This is a genomic window from Nocardioides abyssi (genome assembly GCF_030412915.1).
GTDB classification, from domain to species: domain Bacteria; phylum Actinomycetota; class Actinomycetes; order Propionibacteriales; family Nocardioidaceae; genus Nocardioides; species Nocardioides abyssi.
In genome coordinates this window covers 377,645-395,606 of the sequence record NZ_JAUHJR010000003.1, presented here as the reverse complement: position 1 = coordinate 395,606, position 17,962 = coordinate 377,645, and the positions used below count along the sequence as shown (strand labels likewise).

Genomic DNA, 17,962 nt, shown 5'->3' with positions numbered 1-17,962 from the left:
CCTCGAGCCCTGCGCGCGCAGCAGCTCGAGGACCTCCTGGCCGTCCATGCCCGGCAGCCCGAGGTCGAGCACCATCAGGTCGTGCCCGCCGGAGAGCGCCTCGTCGAGACCGCGGCGTCCGTCGTCGACGACGGTGGTCTGGTGGCCGTCGGCACGCAGCCCCTTGGCCAGGAACGAGGCGATGCGCGCCTCGTCCTCCACGATCAGGATGCGGGCCACGGGGCCTCCTCGACGAGCACGGACGACGCCCCGGACGTGGGCAGCGTGATGGTGAACCGAGCGCCGTGCGGCGACTCGGGGCGGTCGTCGGTGACGGCGACCGAGCCGCCGTGGGCGGCGACGATCGCGTGCACGATCGACAGGCCGAGGCCGAACCCCTCGTCGCCGTCGGGCACGGCGCTGCGACCGAACCGCTCGAAGACCGCCTCCCGGTCCTCGGCGGGGACGCCGGGGCCGCCGTCGCGCACCCACAGGCGGAGCCGCTCGCCGGGCGGCGCGGCGGCGTCGTACGACGAGCCGATCGCGACCAGGTCGCCGGGCCCGGTGTGCTTGACGGCGTTGTCAGCGAGCTGGAGCAGCGCCTGGGTGAGCCGCTGGCCGTCGACGCGGACGAGCCGGTCCGCGGTGCCGTCGAGGCGCCAGTCGCGGTCGCCGAGGCCCCGGACCTTCGCCAGGACATCCTCGGTCAGCTCGCCGAGGTGGACCTCGGTGGGGAGCACGAAGTCGGGCCGGTCGGACTTGGCGAGCAGGATCAGGTCGCCGACGAGCCGCGCCATCCGGTCGATCTCGTCGAGGAGCAGGGCCCGGGTCTCCTCGACGTCGACGGGGTCGTGGGCGTCGAGCAGCTCGAGGTGGCCGCGCAGCACGGTGAGCGGGGTCCGCAGCTCGTGGCCGGCGTCGTCGAGGAAGCGCCGCTGGTCGGCGAAGGCGGTCTCGAGGCGGTCGAGCATGCGGTTGAGGGTGTGGGTGAGCGCGGTGATGTCGTCGTTGCCGGCCTCGGGGATGCGGCGCGACAGGTCGGACTCGCGGATCTCGTCGGCGGTCTCCCGCAGCACGCGGATGGGGGCCAGGAGTCGGCCGGACTGCCACGCCGCGGCGGCGACGACGAGGACTGTCAGCAGCGCGGCGACCACGGCGTAGGTGCGCATGGTGTCGTGCAGCTCGCCGCGGTCCTCGGCGAGGTAGACGACGACCACGAGCGCACCGGTCTCGACGCCGGCGGGGGTGCGCTGGCGGACCGGCTGGGTGGCGACCAGGGCGCGGCCCTGGGGCGTGTCGATGCGGGTGGAGCCGCCGGTCGTCACCAGCGGCCGGACGGCGTCGAGGAAGCGCGGGTCGCGGTAGAGCTCGTCGTCGCGCGGGAACCGGTAGACCGGCCGGTCACCCACCCAGGCGACCAGCACCTCGTCGTCGTCGGGCACGTTGCGCTCGAGGAAGAGCCGCAGCAGGTCGCGGACCGAGGCGAACGGCTCCCCGGTGGTCGGGTCGATCCCGTCGCCCTGGAGGACAGCGAACTCGTCGAGCTCCTGCTCCACCTCCTCCACCGTCTGCGCGTCGACCCGCTGGGACTCCACGGCGTAGACGATGACCCCGGCCGCGCTGAGGGCCCCCAGGACCAGCACCGCCACCGACGCGGTGATCCGGGCACGCACGGAGAACCCCGTGCGGCGCGCACGGGGCTCGGGACGGGGCGGGGCGCCGTTCAGTCGTCGTCCCCGCGGTCGTCGTCGCGGTCGTCGTCGCGCTCGTCCTCGTCCGGCTCGTCCTCGTCGGGCTCGTCGTCGAGGTCGTCGGGCTCGGGGCTGACGACCTTCACGTCGTCGTCGTCGTCGCTGCCGCTGCCATCGCGGTCGCGGTCGGGGCCGGAGGTGGGGGACGGGCGGGGGCTGAGGGTGGTGCCGGGGGAGCGCGGCTGGACGGGCGCGTCGCGGATGACGATGACCTCCCGCGGCGCCGGGTCGTCGCCGCTGGCCGCGGCGAGCGACCCCGCGACGTACCCCCCGACGGGGAGCAGGACCGCGAGGCCGAGCAGGCTCTTCCAGACCGGACTCATGACGACCACGATCCTGCCCGACGGTGGGGGCGGGGTGAGAGGCCCATGAGAGGACTCTCATCCACCCGCGCCCGGGGCGGCCGGATGTGTCGTCGGCGGCCGGGTACTCCGACGGGGTCCAGACCCGACGCCGAGGAGGCCCCGTGACCGACGTGCCGCACCACGACCAGCTGCCCCTGCCCGACTACGACCACCTGCCGGTCGGCTCGCTCGAAGGCCGGATCCGCTCGCTCGACGGGGCGGGGCTCGAGGCGCTGCTCGCCTACGAGCGGGCGCACGCCGACCGGGTGCAGGTCGTCCAGCTGCTGGAGCACCGGCTCGAGGCGGTCCAGGGCGGCGCACCGCTGTCCGGCGGCTCGCCGACGGCGAACGCCCCGGAGGCCGACGCCGCACCGCAGACCGGCGCGCAGGGTGGTGCGTCGGTCAACGAGGGGCCGCCGCAGAACCCGCCGTCGCAGGGCGTGCCGACGAACCCGGCCCAGCCGCGCGGCTGAGCCGGGCCCGGGACGCTCAGGCGTCCTGGCTGCCGGGGGTGGGCTGGTCCCAGCGCAGCAGCGCGGCGACCGGCTCGCCGCCCATGGCCTGGTACGGCGCGACCGTCACCGCGGCGTCGGTGAGCACGGCGGCGGCCACCAGGGCCTGGTCGGCGCGCAGCGGCTGCTGGGGCACGCCGTCGCCGAGGACGAGGCCCTCGTAGCGCGACGGGTCGAGCTCGGTCTCGGCGGCCCTGGTCGGGTCGAGGAGGAGGGTGTCGACCTGGCCGCGGACGAAGGCGTCCGCGACGTCGTCGATGCCGCTGGCCACGGCCTCGCCGCGGCCCAGGCGCTCGCGGAGCTCGTGCACGGCGCCGAGCCGGCGCTGCACCACCTGCTCCATCAGCGCCTCGCGGATCGCCTGCTGGAGCGCCTCGTCGCCGCCGTCCTCGGCGCGCTGGCCGCTGCTGAGCTCGACCACCTCGGCCTGGGTGGACCCGAGCTTCTCGCGCACCATGCCCTTCGAGGTCGGGTCGCCCGCGAGCAGGACGAGGTGGTGACCGGCGCGCACGTACGACGTGATCGCGTCGACGACCTCGTCGGCGCTCTCCCGCCAGGCGTTCTCGGTGCGCAGCTCGTAGTGCTTCTGCGCCCAGCCGCCGACGGTCACCTTGTTGATCTCGGCGGCCCGGTCGTCCTCGACCTCGATGCTCTGCTCCTCCAGCGCGGTCGGCACGTCCGAGACGTGCACGGCGACGTCGCCGCCGGTGTGGTCGACGACCGCGAGGACGAACGACACCGTCGCGTCGCGGTGCTCCACCCACCGGGCCAGGTCGGGCAGCGGGCCCCACGTGGCCACCGGCTGGTCGACCTGGACCGCTGCCACCTCCTCCAGCACGATCCCGTCGGCGTTGGCCACGACGAGGCGCGCCACCGGCGCGGGCTGGTCGGCCGTCTCCATCAGGCTGCGGGTGACGACGTCGACGACCGCGTCGTCGGCGCCCTGCTCGCGCAGCTGGTCGACGGCCGCCCGGACGCGGAGGCCGTGCTCGTGCTCACCGTTCTCGGTGCCGTGGCCGACGTCGACGAACGCCGTCGCGAAGGGGCCGCGGGCCTGCTTGAGCTTGCTGAGGTCGCTGGTGTCCATGGGCCCCTGGTTCCCAGCGGCGCCGGACCGGATACGGCGCCCGGGCCCCCACCGTGTCCCCATCGCGTCCCCGCCGTGTCCACCGCGGACCTGCGGCAACCACCGCCCAACCGCGCCTGCCTAGAGTGGCCTGCACCACGTCGTACGCGTCCGCTCTGGAGGTCCCGTGCTCGTCCCGTTCAGCGTCTCCGACTTCATCGACCGGGCCACGACGGTCTACCCCGACCGCACCGGGGTCGTCGACGAGCCGCAGCAGCCCGCGCCGTCCCTCGGCTCGCCGACCTACCGCGAGATGGGCGAGCTGGCCGTGCGCCAGGCCGCGCGCCTCGACGAGCTCGGCATCGGCGTGGGGGAGCGGGTGGCGGTCGTCAGCCACAACAGCGCCCGGCTGCTCACCTCGTTCTTCGGCGTGGCCGGCTCCGGTCGCGTGCTGGTGCCGGTCAACTTCCGGCTGCGGCCCGACGAGGTCCGCTACATCGTCGAGCACTCCGGCGCCCGTGCGCTGTACGTCGACCCCGAGCTCGAGGACGCGCTGGGCGGGGTCGGGGCCGAGCACCGGTTCACCCTCGGCCACGACGAGGACCTGTACGCCGCGGCAGGGGCCACCGCGCAGCCGTGGGAGCCCGACGAGAACGCCACCGCCTGCATCAACTACACCTCCGGCACGACCGCGCGGCCCAAGGGCGTGCAGATCACCCACCGCAACATCTGGGTCAACGCGCTGACCTTCGGCCTGCATGCCGGGCTCACCGACCGCGACGTCTACCTGCACACGCTTCCGATGTTCCACGCCAACGGCTGGGGGATGCCTTTCGCCACGACCGGCCTCGGCATCAAGCAGGTCGTCATCCGCAAGATCGACGGCACCGAGATCCTGCGCCGCGTGCGCGACCACGGCGTCACCGTCATGTGCGCCGCGCCCGCCGTCGTCGCCGCCGTCCTCGACGCGCTGCCGTCGTGGGAGGGCGAGGTCCCCGGCCGCGACCGGGTCCGGATCATCGTCGCCGGCGCCCCGCCGCCGACCCGCACCATCGCCCGGGTCGAGGAGGAGCTCGGCTGGGAGTTCATGCAGATCTACGGCCTCACCGAGACCTCGCCGCTGCTGACCGTCAACCGGACCCGGGCCGAGTGGGACGACCTGACCTCCGACGAGCGCGCCGCAAAGCTGGTCCGCGCCGGCGCCCCCGCCCTCGGCGTACGGCTCTCGACCGGGCCGGAGGGCGAGGTGCTCGCCCGCTCCAACGTCATCATGGAGGGCTACTGGGAGCAGCCGGAGGAGAGCGCCGCGGCCCTGGCCGACGACTGGTTCCACACCGGCGACGGCGGCGCGATCGGCGACGACGGCTACCTGACGATCTCCGACCGCAAGAAGGACGTGATCATCACCGGCGGCGAGAACGTCTCCTCCATCGAGGTCGAGGACGTGCTCTTCTCCCACCCCGCCGTGGCCGAGGTCGCCGTCATCGGCGTGCCCAGCGAGAAGTGGGGCGAGACGATCAAGGCGCTCGTCGTCCTCGCCGAGGGCGCCTCGGCGACCGAGGCCGAGCTGATCGCCTGGTGCAAGGACAAGGCGGCCGGTTACAAGGCGCCCACGTCGGTGGAGTTCCGCGAGGAGCTCGCCCGCACCGCCACCGGCAAGCTGCAGAAGTTCAAGCTGCGCGAGGCCTACTGGAAGAGCCAGGACCGCCAGGTCAACTGACGTCGCCCGCGGCGGTGCGTGAGGCGGGTGCGAGCATCGCCGGATGACGGACCTCTCGGCAGCCCACCTGCGCATCGCCCGCCCGGCCACGGACCTCGCCGCGGCCGAGCGGTTCTGGATCGAGGGCGTCGGCCTCGACGTGCTGTGGCGCTCGGGTGCGGACGTCGAGGGCGCTCACGCCCTCACGATGGTCGGCGCGCCCGGGGCCGCCTGGCACCTCGAGCTCGTCGACGACGCCGACAGCGCAGCACGGGCGCGACCCTCGGAGGAGGACCTGGTCGTCCTGTACCTCGAGGAACCGCCGTCCGCGGCCTGGCTGGACCGGATCGAGCGGGCGGGTGGTCGGCGGACCGCCTCTCGGAACCCGTACTGGGACCGCTGGGGAGTCACCGTGGTCGACCCCGACGGCTACCGGCTGGTCCTCAGCGAGCGGTCCTGGGGCTGACGCCCGCCCGGCTCCCTTCTCGGCGTGGCGCACGTACGGTGACGGCATGGAGGAGCAGCACGAGCTGAACCCGCTGGCCCCGTCGGCTGCGGAGGTCGCGCTCGGCCTCCTGTCGCTGGTGCACGTCGTGCTGCTGGTGGTGGTGCTCGTGCGCGTGCTCCGGGGGAGGACGACGGTCCGCGGCGGGCTGCTCGGCCTGGTCGCCCTCGTCGTGCTGCCGGTCGTCGGGCCGCTGGCCGTCCTCGTGGGCGACCGTCGCCGTCAGCAGGCGTAGTCGCGGTAGGCGAGGAGCGCGACCACCCACCGGGGCGCTCCGACCTCCTGCAGGTCGACCGGGCACAGCGTCGACGGCATCGACGTGACCCACCGCCACGACCCGTCCTCCGCGCGCCACAGCTGCTCGGTGTCACCTCGGCCCTCGGCCGCGCCGAGGTACGCCCAACCGTCGCGGCACTCGTCCACCGCGATGTCCCCGAACCCGGGGGACCGGAACTGGACGGCTCGCGTCAGGTCGGCCCCGCAGCCGGTGCCGCTCGGCGGTTGGGTCTCGGATGGCTGAGTCTCGGACGGCTGGGTCTCGGATGGCGACGCGGAAGCCGCGGCCGTGCTCGGTCGGTCAGCGTCGGTGCTCCCGCAGCAGGTGACGGCGGCGAGCAAGGCAGTGCTTATCAGGACGGCCGCCCCGGTCCGTCGGGCCACGCGTCGTACGTCGGTCATGGGTTCCTCCGCAGGGGTCGTCGATCCACCTGGCTGGGACGGCCGGAGCAGCGCTCTGGTTGTGCCCCGCTGGTCGGACCGGACGTGCCGGTGCCCCGCCGACTGGTTGCTTCGGCGGGTGCGGGGCGGGGTGGCTACGGCTCGGGTGGACCGGTGTCGTGGTCGACGGTGCCGTGGTGGTCGACGGTGTACGTCGTCCCGCAGGGGCTGGTCCAGCGGTAGGAGCCGGGACCGGGTGAGGAGTGTTGCCAGCCGCCGTGGGTCTTGCCGCGGTGATGCCGCCTGCAGAGCGGGCCGACGTTCTCCGTGGCTGTCGCGCCGCCTCGGGACCGTGGGATGACGTGGTCGTCGTCGACCTGGGAGTGCTGGAACGCGGGGCGGGTGCACCAGGGGAAGACGCAGTGGTGGTCGCGGAGCCGGGTCTGCTGGCTGAGGCGGTCGGGGACCTCGTAAGCCTCGACGTGGATGTGCTCGGCGAGGTCGATGACCGGCTTGATGGTGATCTTGCCGGTGGGGCTGGTCGCGGCGCGGGTGCACCAGTCGGCGAGCTGGCCGGCCAGGACGAACCCACGGGTGTTCTCCACGCGCACAACCTGGTCGACGGTGCCATCCGGGGTCTGGTGGACGTGCACGACCAACGGCTTGGGGTCGGCGTCGAACTCCAGGACGAGCTGCCGGCGGGCCATGTCACCGAGCGCGGTCGCCCGACGTGATCCCTCTGCCTCTTTCGACCCGAGGGCGGCGAGCCGGTCGGCGCCCTTGGTCAGGGCGTCCTCGAGGTCGAGGGCGTCGGCGAGGTCGAGGGTGGCCCAGCAGTCGACGTGGCCGTCGAAGGAGACCTGGCGGGTCTGGATGGTGACGTGGCGGACCTCGGTGCGCTCGAACCGGATGCGTTCGGCTTCGTCGGGGTCGAACCGCACGAGCGCTTCCTCCACGACGCGTTCGAGGGCGGCGGGGCCGATGGAGGCGGCGCAGTGGTGGACGTGGGTGTCCACGAACCGAGCGCCCTTCTCGGGGAGGTGGAGGGTGCGGCGGGCGATGGAGCGGGCCTTCCACGCCGGCAGGACCCCGCTGGTCAGGGCGGTCCAGGTCTTCGGGAGGCGGTAGCGCAGCTCGAGCGCCTCGGCCAGGTAGGCACGACCTGCTTCGAGGGACTTGCCGAGGGCGGCGGCGAGCTCGACGACGGCGAACTCGGTGACCATCGGCGCCCCGTCCCCGGCCAGCGGGACGGGCTTGTCGCCGTAGCCACGCAGCGTCGACCACGCGGCTGCGTCGTTCAGCGACTCGGCCGGGTGCATCACGCACCACTGCACCGCGGCCAGGAGCACGCGGACCTCCGCGGCGTCGGCCTCGCGCTGGCTGGCCCGCGCGGAAGCGAGGACCTCGGCTGGGTCGTCCAGCGAGGTCTCGGTGTCGCGAGGTGGGCCAAGTTCATGGCCTCATTCTACTCGAACACGTGTTCGAGTAGAAGGTCTCGGCGGGATCTGTGGAGGGTTTGGTCGGCGGGTTTCGAGACGCTTGCCAGCGCAAGCTCCTCAACCAGCCGACGAATGGCGGCACGGCGCGGGGTGGCGGCCAGCGAGCCGGGCGCAGACCGCGACCCACGCCGTACCTGACCCTATAGCTGCCTCCACCGCAACCACCTACGGTCCGCAGGCCGTAGGTCGGCTGCCAGGGGTCTCGACGACGCTCGCCAGGGCTCGCTGCTCGACCAGCGGTGGGCGGTCTCGTCGACGCTCGCCGGGGCTCGCTGCTCGACCAGCGGTGGGCAGGTTTCGAGACGCTTGCCAGCGCAAGCTCCTCAACCAGCCGATGGATAGCCGAGCCAGCCGAGGTGGCGGCCAGCGAGCCGGGAGCCGACCGCGACCTACGACGCACCTCGCCCTTAACTGCCCATCACCGCAACCACCCACGGTCCGCAGGCCGAAGTTCGGCTGCCAGGGGTCTCGACGACGCTCGCCAGGGCTCGCTGCTCGACCAGCGGTGGCCGCTCGACCAGCGGGCGAGGGGTCAGGCGCGGACGTCGAGGACGACGTCGAACTCGAGGAGGGAGGCGCCGGTGGAGACGGGGCCGCCGGAGGGGGCGCCGGCGTGGGCGGCGCGGGCGTCGCCGTCGCGCCAGGCCTCGAAGGCGGCGTCGTCCTCCCACTGGGTGACGACGAAGTAGCGGTCCTCGCCGGCGACGGGGCGGAGCAGCTGGAAGCCGAGGAAGCCGGGGGTGCCCTCGACCGTGCCGGCGCGGGCGGCGAACCGCTTCTCCAGCTCGGGGCCGGCCTGGGGCGGGACGGAGATGGCGTTGATCTTCACGACGGGCATGGGTCGCAGCCTAGGCAGGGCGGGGGTCGGGGCGGTCGCTAGCCTGGCGCGGTGCCCGCGCTGAAGGACGTCGTCGACCTGTTGCACGAGTGGTACCCGCCGCACACCGCCGAGGGCTGGGACGCCGTCGGCCTGGTGGCCGGCGACCTCGACCAGCCGGTCGCGAAGGTGCTGCTGGCCGTCGACCCCACCGAGGTCGTCGCCCGGGAGGCGGCGGAGTGGGGCGCCGACCTGCTGGTGACCCACCACCCGCTCTTCCTCAAGCCGGTGCACGGGTTCACGACCGCGACGCCGAAGGGCCGCACGCTCACCACCCTCACGAGGGCGGGCTGCGCGCTGCTGGCTGCGCACACCAACGCCGACCAGGCCGTCGGGGGCGTGTCGGAGTCGATGGCCCTGGCGCTCGGGCTCACCGACCTCGAGCCGCTGCTCCCGGCGCCGTCCGAGGCCCTGGACAAGCTCACCGTCTTCGCCCCCGCCGACAGCGCCGAGGCGGTGCGCACGGCGCTGGCCGACGCGGGGGCCGGCGGGCTCGGGGACTACGAGGCGGCCTCGTTCACCGCCGCGGGGGAGGGCCGCTTCCGGCCGCTGCCCGGCGCCGACCCCACGATCGGCGAGGTCGGCCGGCCCGAGGTGGTCGACGAGGTGAGCATCCAGGTCGTGCTGCCGCGCGCCCGGCGCACGGCCGTGGTCCGCGCGCTGCTCGCGGTCCACCCCTACGAGGAGCCGGCGTACGACGTCGTGGAGCTCGCCGACCCCGGCGCCGCCACCACCGGCACCGGCCGCGCGGGGCGCGTCGAGCCGACGACGCTGCGGGCCTTCGCCGAGCGGGTGCGCGACGCGCTGCCCGCCACCGCCCACGGGGTGCGCGTGGGAGGCGACCTTGACCGGGAGGTACGCCGCGTGGCGCTCTGCGGCGGGGCGGGCGACTTCCTGCTCGACCGGGTCCGGGGCAGCGACGTCGACGTGTACGTGACCAGCGACCTTCGTCACCACCCGGCGGCGGAGTTCCTGGAGCACGGCGGGCCGGCGCTCGTCGACGTGGCCCACTGGGCGGCCGAGTGGACCTGGCTGCCGGTGCTGGAGAGGCGGCTGGGCGAGGCGTTCGGCGGTACGGTGGCCACCCGCGTCAGCACCACGAGCACCGACCCGTGGACGTTCCGCGCCTGACCGCGACCTGCAAACCAGGACATCTGCACACCAGGACCCCTGCACACCAGGACCCTGGACACCTGAACAAGGAGATCCCGCTGAAAGCCGACCCCGCCGCCCAGCTCGCGCTGCTCGAGGTGCAGGAGATCGACGCCCGCGCCGCCCAGCTGCGCCACCAGCGGTCCCACCTGCCCGAGCTCGCCGAGATCGCCGAGCTCGAGGCCAGCCGCAAGCTGGTCGACGACGAGGCCCGCGACGCGCGGATCGTCGCCGACGACCTGGCCGTCGAGCAGGCGAAGGTCGACGCCGACGTCGAGGCCGTGCGCACCCGGCGCACCCGCGACCGGGACCGGGTCGACCAGGGCCTGGTCACCAACCCCAAGGACCTCGAGCGGATGCAGCGCGAGCTGGAGTCCCTCGACCGCCGCATCGGCTCGTTGGAGGACGACGAGCTCGAGGTGATGGAGAAGCTCGAGGAGGCGCAGCGCACGCTGGCCCACCTCGAGGAGCGGATCGCCGCCCACGACGAGCGCCTGGCGGCGCTGGCCGCCGAGCGGGACCGTCGCTTCGCCGAGATCGACGCCGAGCTGGCCGAGGTCGAGGGCGGGCGCAGCGCCAAGGCCGACGGCCTGCCCGACGACCTGGTGGCGCTCTACGACAAGCTCCGTGCGGCCAAGGGCGGCGTCGGCGCGGCCGAGCTGCGCGCCCGGCAGTGCGGCGGGTGCCGGCTGACCCTGGACAACGCCGAGCTCGCGGTCATCGCGCGGACGCCGGCCGACCAGGTCGTGCGCTGCGAGGAGTGCTCGCGGATCCTCGTCCGCACGGCCGAGTCCGGGCTGTGATCTCCCGCTCCGTCGTCGTCGAGGCAGACGGCGGGTCCCGCGGCAACCCCGGCCCGGCGGCGTACGGCGCCGTGCTCAAGGACGCCGACACCGGCGAGGTCATCGCCGAGGACGGCTCGACGATCGGGCGGGCGACCAACAACGTCGCGGAGTACTCCGGCCTGATCGCCGGCCTCCGCCTCGCCGTCGAGCACGCGCCCGGCGCGAGCGTCGAGGTCCGGATGGACTCCAAGCTCGTCGTCGAGCAGATGTCGGGCCGCTGGAAGATCAAGCACCCCGACATGCAGCCGCTGGCCGCCGAGGCCAAGCAGCTCGCGCCCGCCGGCACGACGTACACCTGGGTCCCGCGGGCCCGGAACTCCCACGCCGACCGTCTCGCCAACGAGGCGCTCGACGGGCTCCGCTCAGGCGTCACCGTCGCCGGCGCGGTCGCGAGCGGCCGCGAGGTCCTCGACGAGGACTCGCTGATCGAGGAGATCGAGAGCCCCGAGGCCGCGGCCGCCGGCGACGCGCCCGCCTCGATCCAGTCGCAGGCGCGTGGCTGGTCCGCCGGCACCGGCGCCCCGACCACGCTGGTGCTCGTGCGCCACGGCGTCACCGCGCACACCAAGGAGAAGCGCTTCTCCGGGGGCCTCGCCAGCGCCAACCCCGGCCTGAGCGAGGAGGGCCGCGCCCAGGTCCGCGCGACCGCCGAGTGGCTGCAGCCGCTGGGGGAGCGGGTCGCCGCCGTCGTCGCGAGCCCCGTGCGCCGCACCCGGGAGTCCGCGGAGATCGTCGCCGAGGTCCTGGGGCGCCCGCTGGAGGAGGAGCCCGGCTTCGCGGAGATGGAGTTCGGGACGTGGGACGGGCTGACCTTCGCCGAGGTCGCCGAGCAGGACCAGGCCGGGCTGGACGCCTGGCTCGGGTCGCTCGACGTGGCGGCCGGCGGGGGCGAGTCGTTCCGCACCGTGCAGGAGCGCGTGCTCACCGGGCTCGACCGGGTGCTGGACCGGCACGCGGGCCGGGCCGTCGTCGTGGTCAGCCACGTGACGCCGATCAAGACGCTCGTCGCCCACGCGGTCGACGCGCCGCTCGACGCGGTCTTCCGGATGGAGCTCACCCCGGCGTCGGTGACGGTGCTGTCGTTCTTCCCCGCCCAGCAGGGCGAGGACGGCGAGGAGGGCGGGCGCCGCGGGTCGATGCGGCTCTTCAACGCGCTCCCGCCGGGCAGCGGCCTCGTCGCCGACCTCGGCCGCTGGTAGCGGGGGCGGCTACAGCTCGCTGACGACCACGTCGAGCTGGGTGCCCTTCGCGCCGGGCCCGCCGACCTCGACGGTCCAGCCGAGGTCGCGGAGCACCTCGGCGAGGGCGGCCGGCGTGCGCGGGTCGCGCCCGTCCTCCATCAGCGCGCGGACGATGCGGCCCTTGGTCGCCTTGTTGAAGTGGCTGACCACCTTCCGCGTCCCGCCGACCTCGTGCAGCACCCGCACGGTCGCGGTGCGGGCGGCGAGGTCGCGGTCGGGCCGCCAGAACGCGGCGTACGTCGAGCTGCGCAGGTCCACCAGGAGCCCCCGGCCCAGCGCCTCGACCACGGCGGGCCCGAGCGCCTCGCGCCAGACGCCGGCCACGGGGCCGACGCCCGGGAGGGTGGCGTCGCCGGAGAGGCGGTACGCCGGGATGCGGTCGCCGAGCCGCACCAGCCCGAAGAGGCTGGAGACCACCGCCACCCGCGACGCGGCCCGCCGCTTCGCCGCCGCGCTGAGCGTGGCGGCACCCAGCGCGTCGTACACGACGCCGGAGTAGACGCGGTCGGCACGCGCGGTCGCGGCGTCGCGGAGCATCGCGTTGCGCGTGAGCAGGTCGAGCTGCGAGGGACCGAGGCCGAGCACGGTCGCCGCCTCCGTCTCGTTGCCGGAGCTGAGCCCCACCAGGGCGTCGAGCAGCCGCTCGCGGGCCGGCGTCAGCACCGGCGAGGAGAGGGCGGCGAGGTCGAGCGGCGCGCCTCGGCGCGGGGCGGTCTTGCCCTCGCTCGGCGGGAGCAGGATCAGCACCGGCCTAAGGTACGAGCATGCCGAGCAACCGCGTGGTCCGGGTCCGCACGACGCACGACGGGGTGGCCGCGACCCGGCTGCGGGAGGGGATCGAGGCCGTCCGCGAGGAGCTCGGCGTCACGCCCGACTTCCCGCCCGAGATCGAGGAGGCCGCCGCACGCGCGGCCGCCGCGCCCCGGCTGCCGGAGCTCGACCGCACCGACCTGGCGCTGCTCACCATCGACCCGGAGGGGTCGATGGACCTCGACCAGGCGTTGCACATCGAGCGGGCGGGCAGCGGCTACGTCGTCCACTACGCGATCGCCGACCTGCACGCCTTCATCACCCCCGGCGACCCGGTCGACGAGGAGTCCCGTCGCCGCGGGGAGACGCTCTACGGCGCGGACTCCAAGATCCCGCTGCACCCGAAGGTGATCTCCGAGGACGCCGGCTCCCTGCTGCCCGACCAGGCGCGCCCCGCGCTGCTGTGGACGATCCAGGTCGACGCCGAGGGCGAGGGCACCGCGGTCGAGGTCGAGCGGGCGCTGGTGCGCTCGCGCCGCCGGCTGACCTACGAGGAGGCGCAGGCCGCGATCGACGACGGCACCGCCGAGGAGGTGCTGGTGCTGCTGTCGGAGGTGGGACGCCTCCGCCTGGCCCGCGAGGCCGCCCGCGGCGGGGTCTCGCTGCCGCTGCCCGAGCAGGAGATCGACATCGACGGCGACCACTGGCGCCTCGAGCTCCGCCGCCAGCTGCCGGTCGAGGAGTGGAACGCCCAGATCTCGCTGCTCACCGGCATGGCCGCCGCCTCGCTGATGGTCTACGGCCGGGTCGGCCTGCTGCGGACCCTGCCGCCGCCCGACCCGCGCGACGTGCAGCGCCTGCACCGCACCGCCCGGGCGCTGGGCATCGAGTGGCCGGCCGAGCAGCTCTACCCCGACTTCATCCGCTCCCTCGACCCCGACCTGCCGCACCACGCGGCGATGGTGGTGGCGTGCACCCGCCTGCTGCGCGGGAGCGGGTACGCCGCGTTCGACGGCGAGGTCCCGGCGCAGCCGCTGCACGCGGCGCTCGCCGCGGAGTACGCCCACGTCACCGCGCCCCTGCGCCGGCTCGGCGACCGGTACGCCGGCGAGGTCTGCCTCGCGCTGTGCGCCGGCACGGAGGTGCCCGGGTGGGTCCGCGAGCGGCTGCCCGAGCTGCCGGCCGTGCTGCAGACCTCGGGCCAGCGGGCGGGCCGCTACCAGCGAGCGGTCGTCGACCTGGTCGAGGCCGGCGTGCTCTCGACCCGGGTGGGCGAGGAGTTCGCCGGCGTGGTGGTCGAGGTCGACGACGGCGACCCGACGCGGGGCGACGTCGCGGTCGAGGAGGTGGCCGTCGAGGCGCGGGTGACCGCGACCCGCGACCTGCCGCTCGGGACCGACGTACGCGTCCGGCTGGTGACCGCGGACGTCGCGACGCGCCAGGTCGCCTTCGAGCTGGTGGAGTGAGGGCCGGGCGGCTGAGCGCCGGCCGGGCGCGGGCCGGGTCAGCCGTGCAGCAGCACCTGGAGGAGCACGATCAACGACAGCACCACCCCGCAGGTCACGGTGTAGGCCAACAGGTCTGATCCGTCGTCCTGCGGTCCGTTCATCCGGCCTCCTCCGAGCTGGCGCTGTGGCAGGCTCAACGACGCTCGGGCGCACCGGTGACGCCCGCCGACCCCGGAGGCCCTGTGCTCCCTCGACTGCCCGCCCGGATCGTCGTCCTGCTCGCCCTGGTGGTCGGGCTGACCGGGGTGGGGCTCGTCCCCGCCGGGGCGGGTGAGGCGCGCCGGCCCTCGGAGGTGGCGGGGCAGGTCGCGCGCGAGGTGCAGGGCGCACGGGCCGCGCTGACGGCTGCGCGTGGTGCGCTGGCCGGTGACGGGCGCGAGGCGACGATGGCGCTGCGCGAGCTCGCGCTGGCGCGGCCTGCCCTGGCGGGGGAGGACCTCGCCGCTGCCGACCGCATCCTGGCTCGGCCCACCGACGGTCCGCTGGACCCGGACAGCTACGGCCTCTTCGTGCGGTCGGCGAAGAAGTGCACGGTCGTGTGCGTGCACTGGGCGCTGAGCGGTCGCCACGCCCCGCCGGGCGAGGACGAGGACGGCGACGGGGTCCCCGACTATGCCGAGCGCGCGCTGAAGGTGCTCACCAAGATCCATCGCACCTACGTCAAGGCCGGCTACCGCGCGCCGAAGGGCGACGGCACCCTCGGCGGCGACAAGAGGCCGGACGTCTACCTCGCCGACATCGGCAGCCAGGCGCTCTACGGCTACTGCGCCAGCGACGAGGACCTGCGCCCCGGGTCGTCGTCGGCGCTGTGGGCCTACTGCGTGCTCGACAACGACTACGACTCCGGGCAGTACCCCCAGAACAGCCCGATCGGGAACCTGCGGGTCACCGCGGCGCACGAGTACTTCCACGCCGTGCAGTACGCCTACGACGCCGGCGAGGACACCTGGCTGCTGGAGTCCACCGCCGCCTGGGTCGAGGACGAGCTCTTCCCCGCGATCAACGACAACCTGCAGTACCTCAGCCAGTCGCCGCTCTCGCAGCCGCGCACCTCGCTCGACGACTCCAACGGCCTGCAGGTCTACGGCAGCTGGGTCTTCTTCCGCCACCTGACCGAGCGCTTCCCGGAGGCCAAGGCGGGCCTGCCGACGTTCGTCCGCGACGTGTGGCGGCAGGCCGACAGCCGCACCGGCAAGGACCGCTGGTCGGTGCAGGCGGTCGACCGGGCGCTGCGCAAGCGGGGCACCACCCTGCGGGCGGCCTTCGCCCGCTTCGCCGCCGAGAACCGCCGCGCCCGCACGACGTACGCCGAGGGGCGGCGCAACCGCTACCCGAACGCGCCGCTGAGCGACTCCACGACCCTCGGCGCCGGCGCGTCGACGAAGTGGGGGACCACGCGCCTGGACCACCTCGCCGCCGGCACCGTCCGGCTCCAGCCGGCCGCCGGCCTCGGTCGCGCCTGGGACGTGCGGATCCAGCTCGACCTGCCCTCGCAGGCACAGGGCGGCGCGGCCGTCGTCACCAGCAAGCCGCGCAACGGCCCGGTCACCAGCCGCCTCGTGCGCACCGACCGAGACGGCGACGGCGCGGTGCGGGTCCCGTTCGGCGGCCGGGAGTGGGTCGAGGTGACGCTGGTCAACACCAGCAGCCGCTACCGCTGCTGGCAGGGCACGGGCTTCGCGTGCCGCGGCCTCCCGCTCGACGACCGGCGGGTGTTCCGGGTCAGGGCGACCACCGTCCGCTGAGGGTCAGCGACGGGCCACGCGGCGCACGGCCCAGGCCGCGGCGAGCGCGCCGGCCACCCACGGCGCGCCGTTGACGACCGGGTCGACCGCCTGGTGCCGGAGGTCGGAGCGCCCGCTGCCGAACCGCGAGCGGCCGTGGCGCAGCTCGGCCGTCAACCCGGTCTCGGTGAGCGGGTTGTCGGGGTGGCCGGTCACGATCGAGCGCGCGACGTTCTCGACGACGTCGACCCGGTCGGCAGCGAGCAACGCGAGCCAGTGCATCGCCTTGCCCTCGCTGTGCCGCTGGTAGGCGTAGCGCCGGATCGCGCCGGAGAGGCCGTGGAGCGGCTGGGCCGTGCCGAAGACGGGGGTGAGCATCATGTGCTCGATCGACCGCTCGCGCGCGCCGTGCTCGGGCTGGCGCTCGGGGAGGTCCCAGTGGGCGCCGGTGTCGGCGTCGATCTCGCGGGGGTACGACGGCCGGTCGGCCGGGTCGAGGTCGGCGCCCCACCCGGGGATTCGCGCGCGCAGCTGGTCGGGCGTCTCGCGCAGCGGCGGCTTGCGGTGGGTGTAGACCGGCGGGGTCGGGTCGGCGGCGTGCGCGGGTTCGGTGGTCATGTCCGGGTCTCCTTCAGCTCGCGTCCGGGATGATGACCGGCTTGATGCAGCCGTCGAGCTTCGACGAGAACAGGTGGTAGGCCTCGGCGATGTGCTCGAGCGGGATGCGGTGGGTCACGATGTCGCTGGGCTTGAAGTAGCCGTTCTGGATGTGCTCGAGCAGCCGCGGCCACTGCCGCTTCACCGGGCACTGGTTCATCCGCAGCGTGAGCCCCTTGTTGAGCGCGTCGCCGAACTTCACGGCGCTGAACATCGGCCCGTAGGCGCCCATGACCGAGATGACCCCGCCCTTGCGGGCGCCGTCGATCGCCCAGTTGAGCGCGATCGGCGAGCCGCCCTGGAGCTTGAACCGCGCCGAGGTGAGGTGCTGGACCAGGTTGCCGTCGGCCTCCGCGCCGACCGCGTCGATGACCGCGTCGAAGCCGAGCCCGTCGGTCTGCAGCTTCATCTCCAGGACGACGTCGGGGACCTCGTTGTAGTTGATCGTCTCCGCGTGGGCGAAGGTCCGCGCCTTCTCCAGCCGCTCGGGGAGCTGGTCGATGACCACGACGCGGCCCGCACCCATCAGCCAGGCGCTGCGCGCGGCGTACAGCCCAATCGGCCCGGCGCCGAGCACCGCGACGGTGTCGCCCTCGCGGATCTCGGCCAGCTGGGCGCCGAAGTACGCCGTCGCCAGCGCGTCGGTCATCAGCAGCGCGTCCTCGTCGTCGAGCCAGTCGGGGATGACCGAGGGGCCGACGTCGGCGAACGGCACGCGCACCATCTCGGCCTGCCCGCCGTCGTACCCGCCGGTGGTGTGGGAGTAGCCGTAGATCGCGCCGACCGCGGTCGCGTTGGGGTTGACGTTGTGGCAGTTGGAGAAGAGGCCGCGGGCGCAGAAGAAGCAGGAGCCGCAGAAGATGTTGAACGGCACCATCACCTTGTCGCCGACCTGCAGGTTCTGCACCGAGGAGCCGACCTCCTCGACGACCCCGATGAACTCGTGGCCGAACGTGTGGCCGACCCGGGTGTCCGGCATCATCCCGTGGTAGAGGTGCAGGTCCGACCCGCAGATCGCGGCCCGGGCGACGCGCACGACGGCGTCGTTCGGGTGCTCGATGCGGGGATCGGGCTTCTCCTCCACGCGGACCCGGTAGGGGCCGCGGTAGACCATCGCTCGCACGGTGACTCCTCGTCGACGGGTGGGGCCGCAGAGGTACCCCGCCGGCGCGGGCGCAGACGACTTCCGGGGTTCG

The 17,962-nt window shown here is 74.3% G+C and carries 19 protein-coding genes; 9 read left to right on the top strand and 10 right to left on the bottom strand.

The window, feature by feature from the left end:
* The 3 genes from QWY29_RS10840 to QWY29_RS10830 form a co-directional block, all read right to left on the bottom strand.
* Nucleotides 1–219 (bottom strand): response regulator (locus QWY29_RS10840; protein WP_300960773.1); only part of this gene is annotated, 219 nt, incomplete at its 3' end.
* On the bottom strand, nt 204–1,652 hold the full coding sequence (locus tag QWY29_RS10835) for a sensor histidine kinase (RefSeq protein WP_300960772.1): 1,449 nt from the start codon (nt 1,650–1,652) through the stop codon (nt 204–206). The genes QWY29_RS10840 and QWY29_RS10835, both read right to left, overlap by 16 nt.
* Nucleotides 1,653–1,702: 50 nt before the next feature.
* Nucleotides 1,703–2,053, bottom strand: coding sequence for a hypothetical protein (locus QWY29_RS10830; protein ID WP_300960771.1), 351 nt, complete (start codon nt 2,051–2,053; stop codon nt 1,703–1,705).
* A gap of 143 nt (nt 2,054–2,196) precedes the next feature.
* Here QWY29_RS10830 and QWY29_RS10825 point away from each other — a divergent pair, with 143 nt between their 5' ends.
* Entirely contained in the window at nt 2,197–2,547 is a 351-nt protein-coding gene (locus QWY29_RS10825; RefSeq protein WP_300960770.1) for a DUF8129 domain-containing protein, read from the top strand.
* A gap of 16 nt (nt 2,548–2,563) precedes the next feature.
* Here the strand turns inward: QWY29_RS10825 and QWY29_RS10820 are convergent, their stop codons facing one another.
* On the bottom strand, nt 2,564–3,673 hold the full coding sequence (locus QWY29_RS10820) for a baeRF2 domain-containing protein (protein WP_300960769.1): 1,110 nt from the start codon (nt 3,671–3,673) through the stop codon (nt 2,564–2,566).
* 166 nt (nt 3,674–3,839) lie between these two features.
* Between QWY29_RS10820 and QWY29_RS10815 the strand changes: the two genes are divergently transcribed.
* The 3 genes from QWY29_RS10815 to QWY29_RS10805 are packed head-to-tail and all read left to right on the top strand — an operon-like array spanning nt 3,840 to nt 6,091.
* On the top strand, nt 3,840–5,372 hold the full coding sequence (locus QWY29_RS10815) for an AMP-binding protein (RefSeq protein WP_300960767.1): 1,533 nt from the start codon (nt 3,840–3,842) through the stop codon (nt 5,370–5,372).
* 43 nt (nt 5,373–5,415) lie between these two features.
* Nucleotides 5,416–5,817: a VOC family protein gene (locus tag QWY29_RS10810; RefSeq protein WP_300960766.1), complete on the top strand. Its 402-nt coding sequence runs from the start codon at nt 5,416–5,418 to the stop codon at nt 5,815–5,817.
* A gap of 46 nt (nt 5,818–5,863) precedes the next feature.
* Nucleotides 5,864–6,091: a hypothetical protein gene (locus QWY29_RS10805; RefSeq protein ID WP_300960765.1), complete on the top strand. Its 228-nt coding sequence runs from the start codon at nt 5,864–5,866 to the stop codon at nt 6,089–6,091.
* Here QWY29_RS10805 and QWY29_RS10800 read toward each other — a convergent pair.
* The 3 genes from QWY29_RS10800 to QWY29_RS10790 all read right to left on the bottom strand — a co-directional run bounded on the left by QWY29_RS10800 (nt 6,079) and on the right by QWY29_RS10790 (nt 8,850).
* Nucleotides 6,079–6,279 carry a hypothetical protein gene (locus tag QWY29_RS10800; RefSeq protein WP_300960764.1) on the bottom strand — a complete coding sequence of 67 codons (201 nt, stop codon included), beginning with the start codon at nt 6,277–6,279 and terminating at the stop codon, nt 6,079–6,081. The two genes, QWY29_RS10805 and QWY29_RS10800, sit on opposite strands and share 13 nt — an antisense overlap.
* A gap of 389 nt (nt 6,280–6,668) precedes the next feature.
* Entirely contained in the window at nt 6,669–7,862 is a 1,194-nt protein-coding gene (locus QWY29_RS10795; RefSeq protein ID WP_300960763.1) for an HNH endonuclease, read from the bottom strand.
* A 682-nt stretch (nt 7,863–8,544) separates the two neighbouring features.
* Complete coding sequence (locus tag QWY29_RS10790) at nt 8,545–8,850, bottom strand: antibiotic biosynthesis monooxygenase family protein (protein WP_300960762.1); 306 nt, start codon at nt 8,848–8,850, stop codon at nt 8,545–8,547.
* A gap of 51 nt (nt 8,851–8,901) precedes the next feature.
* Between QWY29_RS10790 and QWY29_RS10785 the strand changes: the two genes are divergently transcribed.
* The 3 genes from QWY29_RS10785 to QWY29_RS10775 are packed head-to-tail and all read left to right on the top strand — an operon-like array spanning nt 8,902 to nt 12,085.
* Nucleotides 8,902–10,020 carry a Nif3-like dinuclear metal center hexameric protein gene (locus QWY29_RS10785; protein WP_300960760.1) on the top strand — a complete coding sequence of 373 codons (1,119 nt, stop codon included), beginning with the start codon at nt 8,902–8,904 and terminating at the stop codon, nt 10,018–10,020.
* Nucleotides 10,002–10,844, top strand: a complete 843-nt coding sequence (locus QWY29_RS10780; protein ID WP_300960759.1) for a zinc ribbon domain-containing protein — start codon at nt 10,002–10,004, stop codon at nt 10,842–10,844. Before QWY29_RS10785 ends, QWY29_RS10780 begins: the two co-directional genes overlap by 19 nt.
* On the top strand, nt 10,841–12,085 hold the full coding sequence (locus tag QWY29_RS10775) for a bifunctional RNase H/acid phosphatase (protein WP_336621838.1): 1,245 nt from the start codon (nt 10,841–10,843) through the stop codon (nt 12,083–12,085). The genes QWY29_RS10780 and QWY29_RS10775 overlap by 4 nt, the downstream gene beginning before the upstream one ends.
* A gap of 9 nt (nt 12,086–12,094) precedes the next feature.
* Here QWY29_RS10775 and yaaA read toward each other — a convergent pair whose 3' ends face one another.
* Complete coding sequence (gene yaaA, locus QWY29_RS10770; RefSeq protein WP_300960758.1) at nt 12,095–12,874, bottom strand: peroxide stress protein YaaA; 780 nt, start codon at nt 12,872–12,874, stop codon at nt 12,095–12,097.
* A gap of 17 nt (nt 12,875–12,891) precedes the next feature.
* Here yaaA and QWY29_RS10765 point away from each other — a divergent pair, with 17 nt between their 5' ends.
* Both QWY29_RS10765 and QWY29_RS10760 read left to right on the top strand, forming a co-directional pair.
* The gene (locus QWY29_RS10765; protein ID WP_300960756.1) at nt 12,892–14,343 is read left to right on the top strand and encodes an RNB domain-containing ribonuclease; all 1,452 of its coding nucleotides are present in this window, start codon (nt 12,892–12,894) and stop codon (nt 14,341–14,343) included.
* 224 nt (nt 14,344–14,567) lie between these two features.
* Nucleotides 14,568–16,130, top strand: coding sequence for an MXAN_6640 family putative metalloprotease (locus QWY29_RS10760; RefSeq protein ID WP_300960755.1), 1,563 nt, complete (start codon nt 14,568–14,570; stop codon nt 16,128–16,130).
* Between the two features lie 3 nt (nt 16,131–16,133).
* On the opposite strand, the gene QWY29_RS10755 is transcribed toward QWY29_RS10760, so the two are convergent.
* Nucleotides 16,134–16,727, bottom strand: a complete 594-nt coding sequence (locus QWY29_RS10755; RefSeq protein ID WP_300960753.1) for a hypothetical protein — start codon at nt 16,725–16,727, stop codon at nt 16,134–16,136.
* 13 nt (nt 16,728–16,740) lie between these two features.
* Entirely contained in the window at nt 16,741–17,880 is a 1,140-nt protein-coding gene (locus tag QWY29_RS10750) for a zinc-dependent alcohol dehydrogenase (protein ID WP_300960787.1), read from the bottom strand.
* Nucleotides 17,881–17,962 lie beyond the last annotated feature (82 nt).